Source organism: Hymenobacter segetis, assembly GCF_054776495.1.
In genome coordinates this window covers 1547145-1560402 of the sequence record NZ_BAAHBV010000001.1, presented here as the reverse complement: position 1 = coordinate 1560402, position 13258 = coordinate 1547145, and the positions used below count along the sequence as shown (strand labels likewise).

The window sequence follows — 13258 nt, the reverse complement described above, 5'->3', positions numbered from 1 at the left end:
GATGGACACGCCTGCGCTCGAAGCCCGTCAAATCACCAAGTATTTCGACGACCCCGTGCGGGTGCAGGTGTTACACGGCATCACGTTTGCGCTGGGCCGGGGCGAGTTTGCGGCCGTGGTGGGCAAGTCGGGCTGCGGCAAATCGACGCTGCTATACATCCTCTCCACCATGGACACGGTGTACGAAGGCGACCTGCTGATTGACGGCGTGTTCATGCGGGACAAAAAAGAAGCCGAGCTGGCCCGCGTGCGCAACGAGCAAATCGGCTTCGTGTTCCAGTTTCACTACCTGCTGAACGAGTTTTCGGTGCTGCGCAACGTGATGCTGCCCGGCGAAAAGCTGGGCAAGTTATCGAGCCAGGAAATCGAACACCGGGCCTACGAAAAGCTGAAAATCCTCGGCATCGAAAGCGAGGCGCTCAAAAAGCCCAACCAGCTCTCCGGCGGCCAAAAACAGCGCGTAGCCATCGCCCGGGCCCTCATCAACGACCCGCTCATCATCATGGGCGACGAGCCCACCGGCAACCTCGACAAGAAAAACGGCGAGGTCGTGTTCGATATTTTCAAGGAGCTGGCCGAAACCTACCACCAGGCCCTGCTCATCGTGACGCACGACCCGGAGTTTGCTGCCAAAACCCATCGGATTATTGAGATGGAGGATGGGCGCATCAGCAATGGGATAGCGCTTAGCGCAGGTCAATAGCCCCGCTGTTCAGCGCATCGGACAGCCGCGATGCGGCCCCGGTAGCCTCAGTTAATGACCAGCCGACACACTTGCGTGCCGTTCTCAGTTTTCACTTTCAGCACGTAGAGGCCAGCGCTCAGCCCCGCCAGAGCTAGCGTATAGGGAGCCACCGAGGCGGGTAGGCTGGCGCGCTGGCGCACTACCCGGCCGCACGCATCGAGCAGGGTGAGCGTGGCCAGGCCCCGGCCAACCGGCACGGCCACCAGCACCTCCGTGCCCAAGGAAGCGGGGTTGGGATAGAGGACAACATCCGGGCGCGCCTGCGCGACGGCTACCGCCAGGGCAGAGGTGCCCAGGGTGGCAAAAAATCCGGCCAAGCCACTTACTTGAGACAGGCCAATGGTGCCAAAGGAGGCGGGAAATGAAGCATTGCCGGCCACATACACCGTCGTACCGCTCGTGGCTACGGCGAGCCCTTCATCGCGGGCGGGGCTGCCGGCCTGGGCGGCCCAGGCAAAGCTGCCGCTGCCGGTTAGCTTACAGACGAAAATATCGGTGCTGCTCGTGCCGGGCGCGGCCACGTTCACCAGCGTAGTGGGGCCGAAACTAGCCGCAGGACTATCAAAATAGCCCGTTACATACACATCCGTGCCGCTCGCGGCAATGCCCCGGGGCGTATCCAGGCCGGTGCCGCCGGCGCGCTGGGCCCAAGCAAAGGCTGCGCTCGGGCCTGCATCCACAGCGTTAGCCACAAAGGCATCGGAGGCACCAGCCGCGGCGAGTGTAGTGCTGCCAAATGAGGCCGGACTGCTACTGAAAAAACCGGTTACGAAAACGTTGTTTCCGCTGGCCGCTACTGCTGTCGCGATTTCCGACCCCATTCCGCCAACTGGGAGTGCCCAAGTAAAACTGCCCGTGTCACTGAGCTTGGCAATGTAGCCGTCCTCGCTCCCCTCCCGGGTATTAGTCAGGCGCGTAGTCCCGAAGTTGACCCTGCCGCTGGCAAAGTAGCCCACCACGTACACGTCGGTACCATTGGTGGCTAGCCCATAAGCCTCTTCGTTGCCGATGCCGCCCGCACGGTTTGCCCAGTCAAACTCGCCGGTGCTGCCCATATCCGAAAGCCTGGCCACAAAAATATCAGTGCTGATGACACCCGGGGCTGTGTTATTGCCCAGGGTGGTTGTGCCAAAGCTAATCGTGGCGCTATCGTAATACCCCGCGATGTACACGCTGCTACCGCTCACGGCAATTGCCGGGGCTAAATCATATCTAGCGCCTCCAGCTTGGCGGGCCCAGGTAAAACTGCCGGTATTGCCCACATCGGTAAGCTTGGCGATGAAGATATCGGGAAAGGTGTTGGTGGTGGTCGTATTGGTGATGCTGCTGGTGCCGAAGCTGAGGGTGGGACTGCTAAAATCGCCCACTATGTATATTGAGTTGCCACTTACCGCGATTCCCGTTGCTCGCTCGTTGCCAATGCTCCCGGCTTGTTGGGCCCACACAAAGCGGCCGGCAGAATTGCTCCACTTAGCCACAAAAACATCGCCCAAACTGCTGCCAAACAGGGTGATGGTGCCAAAGGTGACCGAGTTATTGAAAGCGCCGGCCAGATACACGTTGCCGCTGGCATCCGCTGCCATGGCATACACTTGAGCGCCGTTGGCCCCCACGGCCGACTGCCAGGCGGGTGCCTGCGCCCGCACATTGCCCAGACAAGCCAACAGGAGCAGCAGGCTCGGCAGCATCCTGTGGCACAATTGTCGAATAATCAGCGTAAAAAAAGCTTTCATAGCATTTCGATGAAAGAGGGTGAAGCAAAAAGCATCGGGCGAGTGAAGGTTGTGCCCAAACCTTCACCTGACCGATGGTCTGTATCATTTACCTGACCCGGCCGTGCCGCGCTTCTGCCAGACAGCTGGCGAAAGCAGGCGCTACGCCGTCATCATGCGCGCCTCGTCGGGGTGATGCCGCTGGTGCAGCGTGAGGTATGACGTGACGAGCAGGACCAGCGCCACGAAGGGAGCAACCCGGTAGGCCAGCGGGTCGCCCAGGCTGATGTGGGCAATGATGGCAGAAATGAACGTGATGCTAAAGCCGGCGTAGGCCCATTCCTTCAGGCGCGGGCCCACCGGGAATAGCAGTGCCACCACGCCCAACAACTTGGCAATGGCCAGCTCATGCCGGAAATAATCAGGGAAGCCCAAGTGGTGAAACGTCTGCGCCATCCCCGGTTGGGTCAGGAACGCATAGGCCGAATACGTCATCATGACTGCCAGAATGATGGTCGTGGCCCAGTAGATGAAGTTCGAGGCTCTCATGACAATACTGGATAAGATGATAAGGATGATGGATAAAAACAGTGGCCGCTACCGGTCCGGCAGAGTAGAGGTGGTTTAACCAAAAATGCATTTTTGCCCCGCTAAAAGGCATGACGCTGGCAGGCTTTGCGACTGATTCGTGTCAGCAATGGCCTCAATACGTGAGCGTGCGGGCCAGCTTCTCCAGGTTGAGGCTGCGGGCCGAGGCGTCGAAAATGCGGCGGTAGGCCCCGTTCTGGTCATATAGCTCCTGGTGGATGCCATTTTCCACCACGCGGCCCTGTTCGAGCACGTAGGTGCGGTCGGCTTCCACAATCTGGGAGAGGCTGTGCGAGATGATGACCACCGTGCGGCCCCGTTTGAGGGCGTCGAGGCTGGTTTTGATTTGCTCGGTGGTCACGGCGTCGAGGCTGGCGGTGGGCTCGTCGAGGAAGATGATGGGCGGGTTTTTGAGGAACAGCCGGGCAATGGCGATGCGCTGCTGCTGCCCGCCCGAGAGCTGCTGGGCATCGGTTTCGTAGCCGTCGGGCAGCTGCATCAGCTGGTCGTGCAGGTGGGCCTGGCGGGCGGCGTCCTGCACCTGGGCCGGGGTGGCCAACAGGTTGCCGTAGCGAATATTTTCGTCCACGGTGCCCTTGAAAATGTGGTTTTTCTGGAGCACCAGGCCGATGTATTGGCGCAGGGCGTGGGTATCGTAATCAGCCAGCGGGCGGCCGTCGAGCAGGATTTCGCCGCTTTGGGGCTCGTAGAATTTGCAGAGCAGGTTGATGACCGTGCTTTTGCCGGCCCCGCTCAGGCCCATGAGGGCCGTGGTTTTGCCGGCCTCGATGGTCAGGCTTACGTCGTGCAGGGCCTGGGTGCCGCTGGGGTAGGTGAAATCGACGTGGCGCAGCTCAAACGTGCCGCGCAGGCTGGTGGGCGGCAGCGAGCCGGTGGGCTCCACGGCATTGTCGGCGTCTAGCATCTCGAAGAAAGCTTCGGAGTAAGTGTGCACCTCGTTCAGCTCATCGTACATCTGGTGGAGCTGCCGGATGGGCGCCGACACGTTGTGGAACAGCATGCTATTGAACATGATGGTGCCGATGGACAGCTCGTGCGAGAGCACCAGATAGGCCGTGAGCACGATGATGACCACCAGCCCCACCTGCTCCACCAGCGACTTCAGGCCGTTGAAGAGGAAGTTGGTCTTGCGCATCCGCAGCTGGGTTTCGCGCAGCTCGTGCTGGAGGCGGTCCTGCTTTTCCTCCTCGTACTGCTCGCGCACGAAGCTTTTGATGACCACGGCCGAGTCCATGAGGTTGAGCAGGCCGTGATTTTTGTCTTCCTTGAGCTGGCGCATGCCGCGCCGCACGCCGCTCAGGCGCACGGCCTGCCGGTAGCTCAGCCAGAAATACACCGGCAGCACACCCAGCGCCACCACCCCGATGCGCCAGCTGGCCGCAAACATGACCACCAGCGACACCGCCGCCGCCGCCAGCAGCGGCAGGATGTCGATGAACAAATCCTGCACCAGCTTCATGAGGGCGTCCACGCCCTTGTCGAGTCGGGTTTGCAGCTTGCCCGTCTGGTTGCTGCCGGCCGCATAAAACCCTAATCGATAAGATAATATGCGCCGTACCGCATCCTGGCTCAGCGCGCTGGACACGTACACCCGGATTTCCTCCCCAAAATAGCTCTGGCCAAAATCCAGGGCCGCGTTCAGCACCTCCTTGCCCAGCAAAATGCCGCTGATGCCCAGCAGCAGCGGCATTCCTACTTTCAGGCTGTGGCCGTGGTGCAGCAGCACCTGCACCTTATCCACGGTGTAGCGCAGCACGAAGGGGTTGACCTGCGCCGTGAGCGAACCAATAAGCGTGAGAATCAGTGTGCTGGCCACCAAAAACCGGTAGGGCCGCACATACGGAATCAAGCGCTTGATAATCTGCCAGATGCTCATGGCAGGAGGGCCGGGGGAGTTCATGCTTGCATGAGGCAGAAAAAAAATGACACTGACTAACCCGGCCTACCGCGCTAGCGGCCGTTAGGCAGCAGCCGGGGCACGGCTCGCAGCAGCAGCAGCGCCATCAGCCCGCTTACGGCCACCAGCGGTACCACCGAGCGCCGGATGGGCCGGAAGCGGCTGCGGCCTTTCTTCAATTCGATGAAGCCCACCGGCTTGAGGCGCACGCCCCCGCCACCGCCGGTGCCGCCCTGCGCGTTGGGGCCGGTGCCGCTGCCCCCGCCGAAGCCATAGGCTGCCTGCGCCACGGGAATCACCGTCACGCCGTCGCGCTCCACGGGGCTGCCGTAGATGGTTTGGGCATTAACCGAGGTGCTCAGGAGCTGCGCCAGCCGCTCGGCCACCGAGGACGTGGGGGCCGGGGCGTGGGAGACGGCCGAGGTTTCGGCTATCGCCATGGTGGGGGCGGAGGTGGTGATTGAATCCATTTTTTAAGGTGTTTAATGTCAGTGCGATAATTGGTGCTAATTCTCAAATAAGGAAGCCATTATCCAGCTGCGTAGGGCGTTTGGGGGCCCGGCTGCGGGACGTTTGGGAGGGCACTACCAGTACCGGCACGGGGCTCCAGTGCAGCATGCGCTTCGTGATGCTGTGGTGCAGCAGCTGGTCGAGGTAGCGGCGCGGGTGGGCCAGCAGCACCAGCCAGTCGGCCTGCGTGGTGGCAATGGCGTGCAGCAGGCCCTGCTCGGTTTGGGTGGCGTAAAAACCCTCCACGGTGGGCACCGGCCCGGGCGTGGGCAGCAGGCCGCTGGTGCGCACGTGGTGCAGGGCGGCGGCGCACACGTTGTCGTCCTGCAGGGGCGAGGCGGCTACCACCGTTACCTGGCTGGGCATCAGCTGGCGCAGCAGGAGCTGGGCGGCCTGGGCCCCGGCGTGCAGGGCAAAGGGCTCGTCGTCGGTGGCCACGGCCAGGTGCTGGGGCAGGTCGGGGCCGGCGTACACTTCGGGCACCAGCACCAAGGGCAGATGGGCGGCGCGCAGCTCGGTCACTATCGCCTCGCTCAGCTCGAAATCGGCCTGCTCATCGGCGGGGCGGCCCAGCACGAACAGGGCCGGAGCGTAGCGGTGGGCCACGTCGGTCAGCACGCGGCTCAGCAGGCCGCTGGCCAGCTCGATGGTGACCGGCCGGTGCAGCTCTTGGGCAAGCTGCTGCAAGTCGTGGCGCAGCTCGCGGCTGTCGGCGGGCGCGGTTTCCACCGGCTCGTTGGGGTATTGCGCGGCCATCGCGTCGATGTGCAGCAATACTAACGGGGCCGCCAGCGGGCCGGCCAGCTCGGCGGCAAACCGCAGAGCCCGGCGACTTTCCGGGAAGAAGCTGGTCAGGACAATGAGCGTGGGAGTTGGGGCTTTCTCCACGGGCGCTTCCGTGGGCTGCGGCTGATGGTGGCGGGGCGTTACGGGCGTAAGCATAAGGCAGAAACGTTAGGGTGACGCGGCCTCAGGCCACGGTGGGCAGCACCAGCACGGGCACGGGGCTGCGGCGCAGCACCTGCGCCGTCACGCTGCGATGGAAAACCCCGCCGAGGAGGGTGTGGGGCCGGGCCAGCATCACAATCAACTGGCTATTAAGCTCGGCCGCCGCGTGCAGAATGCCATCGGCCGGGGCTTCCTCGCGCACTTCGTACAGGCTGTTGTTGGTGAGGTGCCCGAATAGCTGCGTGCTCACCACCGATTTCAGCGCCACGTCGCCGTGCGAGGGGCCATGCGTTTCGTGGGCCACGTGCACCACGGCTGCGGTGGGCTGCAAGGCACTCAGCAGCTCCTGCAGGGCCAGGGCCGGAGCGGCCAGGGTGAAGGCGCGCCCGTCGGCGGCCACGAGCATGTGCCGTGGCAGCTCGGTTTCGGCCCAGCCCTCGGGCACCAGCAGCAGGGGGTAGTGCGCGGCCTGGAGGATGGGCTCCACCTCGTGGGGCAGCAGGCGTTCGAGCCGGCCGGGGTGCGCGGCGCGGCCCATGGCCAGCAGCAGCGGCTGGTAGTGGCGCACGGCCTTGTCCACGGCCGAGGCCAGCGGGTCGAACGACAGCTCGACCTCGGCAGGCACGGGGAGCTGGCGCACCTGCTGCTGCAAGTCGGCCTGGATTTTTTGGCGGCCGGCCAGCTCCGCGGCGGTGGTCAGCACCAGCTCCTCGGGGTCGCGCAGCGGGTCCAGGCTGAGGTACACGTGCAGCAGTACCAGCCGGCCGTGCAGGCGGGTGGCCAGGCGGGCCGTGTAGGCCTGCGCATCGGCGGCGGCGGCCGATAAATCGGTGAGGACAACAAAAGCCGGTTTCATGGCGGGGAGGCGTTGGGCCGGGAAAGGGACGGCGGGTGAATAGAATTCTTAATGCGTTGATTTATCGCTGGTGCTAAGCCAGTGCGGCTTGATTCAGCGTTTGCCGGGCCCGTTCCAGCTCGGTGGGGGTGCCGTGGGCCATCAGCAGAAACTTGCCGGCTTTGAGCTCCACTTCGTAGCGCAGGGCGTCGTGCTCGGGAACGCCCATACTCACCAGCGCCGCACCCAGGGCACTCACGCCGCCCACCACCACGGCCCCTTCCAGCGCGCCCACCAGGGCACTCACCACCGGGCCCGCCAGCAGCAGCGGCCCGATGCCGGGCAGCATAAACATGGCCGAGCCCAGCAGCAGCCCCCAGATTCCGCCCCAGAAGGCCCCGATTCCGCCCCAGGTTTTCATGCGCTCGCCGGTGGTATAAAAGCCCAGCACCTTTTCCTCCACTTCATAATCGGCCCCCACGATGGACAGCTTGCGCATGTCGTAGCCGGCCTGCTGAAGCTCTTTCACGGCGGCTTCGGCCGCCTGGTGGGTGTCGTACACGGCCACCACGGTTTCGTTGCGTTTCATAAAAGAAGGGCGTTAAATGCAGATAAAAGGGAGAAAAGCCAGTCTTTTTTTGCTGAAAATCAGGGGTTGCCGAGTGGCTGTGGCGGCTCGCCTGATACATCGGCGTTGCGGTAATTACCGGAGGGCGGGCAGCCATCACAGACTGCCCGTCCATTCCGGATTAGTGGCCGCTGGGGCCGCTTCGAATTCGATGGAAAGAGGGTAGAAGAGTGGGTGGACAGGAGGGCAGAAGTAGCCCGATGTCAGTCCTCCGTCAGCAAGCGGTTGGGTTGCATGGCGAGGTCGGCGGCGGTTCGCGGAACGTTGGACATGCGGTGCCGGATAGGCCGGGGCGGGGGCCAGGGCTGCCACAGGCTCCAGCGGCCGGCCACGCTGTGCGACCAGTCCCGGAAGCGGGCCGCCAGCCGCCCGCGCGAGTACTGGCCCGGCGCCGGAGCCCACAACACGCCCGCCGTGAGCCCGGCCAGAATGCTCGCCCCCAAAGCCGACCATTGCAGGAGGGCCGGCTTGCGCATTCGCAACGGTTTCGTGGGTGTTTTCATGACGGCTCAGAAAGAAGATGAGGAGCTGAAATCCATCGGTTTAAATGCTCGCATTAACCAGGCGGCGCGGCCCGGCAACCGGCGATAGCAGGAGGTTAAAGTTCCTGCTATCGCCGGTTGCCGGGCATGATGCCAATCAGTTATCGCCCTGATTATGGTCATAGAGCCTCCGGGCGAACCAGGCCCGCTGCTTCAGCTTATGCAGGGCGCGCGCAGGTCGACGAACACCAGGTGCCAGCGCCCGCCAGCGCCGGGTGCTTTGACAAAATGAAACCGCCAGCCGCTCAGCGTATGCAGCACCGTGCGCCCCACCCGCGCCTGCGCTGCCCGGCCCTGGGCCGCGGTGCCACCCTTCAGCCGGGTGCGGGACCATATATCCACGGCCTGAAAGTCGGCGGCCGGGCCGGCAAAGCAGCCATCCCGCGCAAAGCCGGAGCGCCCGTGGCCGTAGTCGCCGCAGTCAATTTCCGGAAACTGGGCCACGACCAGCGGCGTGGTACATGCCGGAAGCTGCCGCTCCAGGCGCAGCAGCGGCTCGCGGGCAATGGCCTTACGCAGCGCCGCGCCCGCCGCCATCCGCGTGATAACCACGCCCGTGTCGCCATCCTCCACCACCCACAGGCCCAGCGCGGGGTCGATGAGCTGGTTGAGCTGCGCGGCGTCGTGCTGCCGCAGGGCGGTTTGCAGGCGCGTCCAGGCATCGGCCACTTCCGTGTCGAGGGGCAGGGCAGGCGGGAGCGGGCGGCGGGCCCGGCCACTCGTATCAGGGGGCAGCGGGGTAGCCACGGGCACCGCCCGGCTGGGCGAATCGGTTTCTTCACCAGTCCGAGGGCTTTCGCAGCCGGCCCCGACCAGCGAAGAGGCCAACACCCAGAGTAACCAGATTTGCGTGCGCATGACAGGGAGGAAATAAGGCGGTTCAGGAATCGGAGGTTTGGCCTTCCCGCAGCTCCGGGTTCGGGGCCAGCCAGTCCACGCCGGGGCGCAGCCACTGCTGGGTCTGGGCTTCGGCGGAGTGAGGGTCCAGGCGCAGCTGGCCGGGCCATTCGGCCTGGGGCGGCAGGCCCAGCAAGGTGCTTTCGAGCGGGACGCCGGTGGCCAGCCCGAGGCGGGTATCGCGGTCGAGCAGGAGGTTGAATTCGGCGTAATGCCCCCAGCGCATCACCTGCCAGCGCTTGTTGTGGGTGTTGAAGGGCCGGTCGGCATTCTGGCGCACCAGTACGCCATATAGCCGGGTGTAGGTGAGGCCCAGCTGCCGCACGAAGGCAAAAAGCTGGGCAAAGGAGCCGTCTTTATCCACCGCCAGGTGGTCGAAATACAGGCCGCCAATGCCCAGAGTGGCCTGGCGGTGGGGCAGGTAGAAGTAGTTATCGGCCGCCGGCTTGAACCGGGCGTAATAGTCGGCATTATGGGCTTGGCACAGGGCCGCCAGCTGGGCATGAAACCACTGCGCCTGCGCCCGGTCCACGTACACCGGCGTCAAATCCAGGCTGCCGCCAAACCAGGCTTCCCCGTTCTCGGCCTCCACATACTGCACGCTCAGATGCGCGATGGGCACCCACGGATTGCGCGGAAACTGCACCGCGTGCAGCCGCGCCAGAAAGTAGGTAGGAGTGGGCAGGCGCAGCTGCCGCGCGGTTTCCGGCTCCAATTCGCCCCAAACCACCGAGAAGGCCACCCCGCCTTTCTCCAGCACGTCGCCGTGCTGAAGCACCCGCGTGCTGCCGTGCCCGGTGCCCTTCTGCCAGTCGTCGCGCTCAAATGCTACACCACTCCCATCCAGCAGGGCCAGTTGGCGGCACAGCTCGTCCTGTAGCTGCTGCATCCAGCGCTCCGTAGCTGCCCGTGGCGGGGCACTGAGCAGAAAATCGGGGGCGGCCATGGGCTGAAGCGAGCAACGGGAACCAGCAGGCAGGCGGATGGGTGGCGGGTGCGGTAAATGCTCTGTCAAGCAAGATTTGGCGGCCAAAACGCCTCACCGAATCGCCACGGGCAACAACTGAACACCATCAGCCCGGCAGGCCAAAATTCACTGCTAACCCCTTCCGCTAAAATGACCAGTATCATGGCGTGGCATGATGTACTTCATGGTCGTGAGGTAGTTAGCTTGGGCGAGTCGCCGTAATTGGGCAGCGTCTACGATGTTGCAATTGCTTGGTCAAAGCTCCGAAGCACTGCGGCCCCTTGAAGGCGGCGGCCCGGTTCACACAAAAAAGCCCCTTTGCGTTATCGCGAAGGGGCTTTTTTGTGTGATTTAACCTGGCAATAATTGAATAGCTACTCAATGCTTCAACGTAGCAGTAGGATTATTTAGTTGAGCCAAACGCGCTCAATAAACTCAAAACGGTGCGGGGCAAAGGCGTTGAAATACGGCGCTTCGCCCTCGAAGCCCAGTACGTGTACCAGGTCCAGGCCTTCGGTGCGGCTCTCTACCACGCGCACGGCGTAGGCCCGTCCCTGCACGGGCCAGTCGCCCACGTGGTTGGCCGGCCGGTTGTCGGCATCTACGCAAATGGCATAATCCAGAAACGGAGCCGCCGAAGTTGCTTCGGCAAAAGTGTGGTTAGCTATTTCCATAAAATAAAGGTATAGAAAAGGTATAGAAAAAGCCCAACCAAACCGGCTTCGGTTTCGTGCAATTTTCCGGGCATTTTCTATCGGTGCCTTGGCCCCTGAGTTGAATTGACTGGAAATACTACTGCCCGTCCGCCGCGCTCGGACAGCCAGGCCGCCCAGACAAAAGCGGTAGGTATCCCTGAAATCAGCGCTTTGGAGCCGGTTTCCCATCGCGGAATTAATTACCTTAGCGGCGATTATGGCTTCTGGTAAACTTCGCATCCACTTTCGAAACGCGGCGGGTCAATTGCTGGAACAGCCCGCCGGCGGATACGTCATTATCCGGTACACCACCGGCCCGCGCCGCTTGGCCGACCTGCAAACCCTCCTCGGCCACGCCAAGCAGCTGTTGGCGCTCCGCGGCTGGCACAAGGTCATCGGCGACCACCGCCGCATGACGCCCTTCACACCCGAAGAATCCACCTGGGTCACCGAGTGCTGGCTGAGCATGCCCCGCACGCGCATGCACGACTTCTACGGGGCCGTGCTGCTGCCCGTCGAGGTGCTGGCCCGCCTCCCCCTGGCCGAGGCCACCGGCGCCGCCACGGCCCGCTCCATGACCTACCGCCTGTTTGCGGAGGAGGCCGAGGCGGCCAGCTGGCTGGCCACCCTGGCCTGATTCGGCGGCCTAACGGCTCATCTTTATCAGTAGCGGAAGCCGCAGCATCGCGTGTGCCTGGTCATTCGGGGCATCGAGCTACAGCTATTGCCGGGAGTGCCTGATGCCTAACGCCTAGCCCATTTTAATTGATGGGCTAAGTAGAATTGCTTGGAACAAAAATCAGGTATTAATACGTGGTTCAAAGTGCCATGCGCGGTGTACGTTTGCAGGGCGCTTAGTGAGGTTGAACCTCCCCGGCCGGCTCAATCAGTTTTGACCAACCCAACAAAACCAAACGGCATGAACCTCGCTAAGCTTGATAAGCAAATTCCCGGTAGCGTGTTAGCGCAAATCCCCGCGGTTATCAAGCTGTTCAAGATAGATACTCCGTTGAAGCTGGCGCATTTTCTGGCGCAGTGCGCCCACGAGAGCAACAACTTTACCGCCGTGGTCGAGAACCTGAACTATTCGGCTGACGGCCTCAAAAAGACCTTTCCCAAATACTTCCCGGCCACCAGCAACCTGTGCGATACCTATGCCCGCAAGCCGGAAGCCATTGCGTGCCGGGTGTATGCCTCGCGCATGGGCAATGGCGATGAAGCATCAAAAGATGGCTGGAAATACCGAGGCCGGGGCTATATCCAGCTCACCGGGAAAGACAATTTTAAGGCATTCAATAAATTCGTTGACGACGACGTGCTCGCCGGCCCCGACCTGGTAGCCACCAAATACCCACTGGTTTCGGCTGCTTGGTTCTTTTTCAATCGCAAGGTGGTCTACCAGGGCAAGTCCATGTCCTTGGTTGACTTATGCAATCAGGGCGCAGAGCCGCTGCTAACGGCGGTAACCAAAGCCGTGAACGGCGGTACTAATGGCTTGCTCGACCGCACCAAATACTTCAACCGCTTTTATCCCCTGTTGAAGGAGCAGAAGCCGGTATAAAAGAACGCATCACAGAATCTAACCTATTTGCTTCCCCGTGCGCCTGATTTATCGGGTGCTGAGCCGAAGTGCTACCGCAAATACCCGCTGCCGCTTAGGAAAATCCGAAAGCAATACGTAAAACCACTCATTTCAGACCCAGCCAAATGCCCGCATCATCCACATTGCCAGCCGTAACGAAGCCAATCGCACTAAAGGGCAAAAAGCTAAAGTCCGTTACAAATACGGACTTTTACATCACTATTCAACTCGGCAATGATGCTACAAAAGTAGTTACGCTCTATGCCTCAGAATGGGAAAAGGTTAAAAAAAACGGCATCGAATTCGAGCTTAAGAAAGGGGATACCGTTGACCTTGGCTCTTTGAAAGAGCTGCTGATTCGGCTGAAAGTGCTGACTGAAGAGCAGGGGGCGGAAATTTCCGCTAAGAGTAAGGGTGAGGAACCCATTGCCAAAATAATTGGATTGGTTCTCGACGCTGATGCTACCGTTACCCAATTTTTATTCCGGGAAGGAGCTATAGACGCAGATGGTAACCGTCCGAACGCAGAGTTTAAATTGAAGTTGAACGGGAAGCTAATGGACCCCGACAGCCTAAAAATACCCAAGCCGGTAGTAATAGGCAACCTTTTTAGCGTTGTCGAGGCGGGTTTTAGCGTTGAAAGCAAATACGTTGAAGACGGAGATGGTGAGAAATAAACGTTGAAGTTCCA

At 61.8% G+C, this 13258-nt stretch carries 15 protein-coding genes; 4 read left to right on the top strand and 11 right to left on the bottom strand.

All coding sequences use genetic code 11. From position 1 onward, the window contains the following. Position 1: 1 nt before the first annotated feature. Complete coding sequence (locus ACYU70_RS06535) at positions 2-703, top strand: ABC transporter ATP-binding protein (RefSeq protein ID WP_342300323.1); 702 nt, start codon at positions 2-4, stop codon at positions 701-703. Positions 704-750: 47 nt separating this feature from the next. Here ACYU70_RS06535 and ACYU70_RS06530 read toward each other — a convergent pair whose 3' ends face one another. From ACYU70_RS06530 to ACYU70_RS06480, 11 genes are all read right to left on the bottom strand, one after another. Continuing rightward, the gene (locus ACYU70_RS06530; RefSeq protein ID WP_342300322.1) at positions 751-2478 is read right to left on the bottom strand and encodes a T9SS type A sorting domain-containing protein; all 1728 of its coding nucleotides are present in this window, start codon (positions 2476-2478) and stop codon (positions 751-753) included. Positions 2479-2619: 141 nt separating this feature from the next. Continuing rightward, positions 2620-3006: a DoxX family protein gene (locus ACYU70_RS06525; protein WP_342300321.1), complete on the bottom strand. Its 387-nt coding sequence runs from the start codon at positions 3004-3006 to the stop codon at positions 2620-2622. A gap of 154 nt (positions 3007-3160) precedes the next feature. Beyond that, entirely contained in the window at positions 3161-4966 is a 1806-nt protein-coding gene (locus tag ACYU70_RS06520; protein ID WP_460615942.1) for an ABC transporter ATP-binding protein, read from the bottom strand. A gap of 50 nt (positions 4967-5016) precedes the next feature. Further along, a complete protein-coding gene (locus ACYU70_RS06515; RefSeq protein WP_460615941.1) occupies positions 5017-5433 on the bottom strand; it encodes a spore germination protein GerW family protein in 417 nt (138 codons plus the stop codon). Between the two features lie 43 nt (positions 5434-5476). Beyond that, positions 5477-6415, bottom strand: coding sequence for a universal stress protein (locus ACYU70_RS06510; RefSeq protein WP_460615940.1), 939 nt, complete (start codon positions 6413-6415; stop codon positions 5477-5479). A 28-nt stretch (positions 6416-6443) separates the two neighbouring features. Beyond that, complete coding sequence (locus tag ACYU70_RS06505) at positions 6444-7277, bottom strand: universal stress protein (protein ID WP_460615939.1); 834 nt, start codon at positions 7275-7277, stop codon at positions 6444-6446. 73 nt (positions 7278-7350) lie between these two features. Continuing rightward, complete coding sequence (locus ACYU70_RS06500; RefSeq protein WP_460615938.1) at positions 7351-7845, bottom strand: general stress protein; 495 nt, start codon at positions 7843-7845, stop codon at positions 7351-7353. Positions 7846-8087: 242 nt separating this feature from the next. After that, positions 8088-8387: a hypothetical protein gene (locus tag ACYU70_RS06495; protein WP_460615937.1), complete on the bottom strand. Its 300-nt coding sequence runs from the start codon at positions 8385-8387 to the stop codon at positions 8088-8090. A 192-nt stretch (positions 8388-8579) separates the two neighbouring features. Further along, entirely contained in the window at positions 8580-9284 is a 705-nt protein-coding gene (locus ACYU70_RS06490; protein WP_460615936.1) for a hypothetical protein, read from the bottom strand. A gap of 22 nt (positions 9285-9306) precedes the next feature. Beyond that, positions 9307-10269, bottom strand: a complete 963-nt coding sequence (locus ACYU70_RS06485) for a coproporphyrinogen III oxidase (RefSeq protein ID WP_460615935.1) — start codon at positions 10267-10269, stop codon at positions 9307-9309. A gap of 428 nt (positions 10270-10697) precedes the next feature. Beyond that, positions 10698-10964, bottom strand: coding sequence for a hypothetical protein (locus ACYU70_RS06480; RefSeq protein ID WP_460615934.1), 267 nt, complete (start codon positions 10962-10964; stop codon positions 10698-10700). 238 nt (positions 10965-11202) lie between these two features. On the opposite strand from ACYU70_RS06480, the gene ACYU70_RS06475 reads away from it, so the two are divergent. The 3 genes from ACYU70_RS06475 to ACYU70_RS06465 all read left to right on the top strand — a co-directional run bounded on the left by ACYU70_RS06475 (position 11203) and on the right by ACYU70_RS06465 (position 13244). Next, entirely contained in the window at positions 11203-11622 is a 420-nt protein-coding gene (locus ACYU70_RS06475) for a hypothetical protein (protein ID WP_460615933.1), read from the top strand. Between the two features lie 150 nt (positions 11623-11772). Continuing rightward, a complete protein-coding gene (locus ACYU70_RS06470; protein ID WP_460615932.1) occupies positions 11773-12546 on the top strand; it encodes a glycoside hydrolase family 19 protein in 774 nt (257 codons plus the stop codon). 146 nt (positions 12547-12692) lie between these two features. Further along, positions 12693-13244 (top strand): hypothetical protein, encoded by a 552-nt coding sequence (locus tag ACYU70_RS06465; RefSeq protein WP_460615931.1) that lies wholly within the window; start codon positions 12693-12695, stop codon positions 13242-13244. Positions 13245-13258 lie beyond the last annotated feature (14 nt).

What these genes read in the sequence shown, in the direction of transcription:
- ACYU70_RS06535 (WP_342300323.1), top strand. Translation starts at nt 2, where the DNA reads ATGGACACGCCTGCGCTCGAAGCCCGTCAAATCACCAAGTATTTCGAC.
- ACYU70_RS06530 (WP_342300322.1), bottom strand. Translation starts at nt 2,478, where the DNA reads ATGAAAGCTTTTTTTACGCTGATTATTCGACAATTGTGCCACAGGATG.
- ACYU70_RS06525 (WP_342300321.1), bottom strand. Translation starts at nt 3,006, where the DNA reads ATGAGAGCCTCGAACTTCATCTACTGGGCCACGACCATCATTCTGGCA.
- ACYU70_RS06520 (WP_460615942.1), bottom strand. Translation starts at nt 4,966, where the DNA reads ATGAACTCCCCCGGCCCTCCTGCCATGAGCATCTGGCAGATTATCAAG.
- ACYU70_RS06515 (WP_460615941.1), bottom strand. Translation starts at nt 5,433, where the DNA reads ATGGATTCAATCACCACCTCCGCCCCCACCATGGCGATAGCCGAAACC.
- ACYU70_RS06510 (WP_460615940.1), bottom strand. Translation starts at nt 6,415, where the DNA reads ATGCTTACGCCCGTAACGCCCCGCCACCATCAGCCGCAGCCCACGGAA.
- ACYU70_RS06505 (WP_460615939.1), bottom strand. Translation starts at nt 7,277, where the DNA reads ATGAAACCGGCTTTTGTTGTCCTCACCGATTTATCGGCCGCCGCCGCC.
- ACYU70_RS06500 (WP_460615938.1), bottom strand. Translation starts at nt 7,845, where the DNA reads ATGAAACGCAACGAAACCGTGGTGGCCGTGTACGACACCCACCAGGCG.
- ACYU70_RS06495 (WP_460615937.1), bottom strand. Translation starts at nt 8,387, where the DNA reads ATGAAAACACCCACGAAACCGTTGCGAATGCGCAAGCCGGCCCTCCTG.
- ACYU70_RS06490 (WP_460615936.1), bottom strand. Translation starts at nt 9,284, where the DNA reads ATGCGCACGCAAATCTGGTTACTCTGGGTGTTGGCCTCTTCGCTGGTC.
- ACYU70_RS06485 (WP_460615935.1), bottom strand. Translation starts at nt 10,269, where the DNA reads ATGGCCGCCCCCGATTTTCTGCTCAGTGCCCCGCCACGGGCAGCTACG.
- ACYU70_RS06480 (WP_460615934.1), bottom strand. Translation starts at nt 10,964, where the DNA reads ATGGAAATAGCTAACCACACTTTTGCCGAAGCAACTTCGGCGGCTCCG.
- ACYU70_RS06475 (WP_460615933.1), top strand. Translation starts at nt 11,203, where the DNA reads ATGGCTTCTGGTAAACTTCGCATCCACTTTCGAAACGCGGCGGGTCAA.
- ACYU70_RS06465 (WP_460615931.1), top strand. Translation starts at nt 12,693, where the DNA reads ATGCCCGCATCATCCACATTGCCAGCCGTAACGAAGCCAATCGCACTA.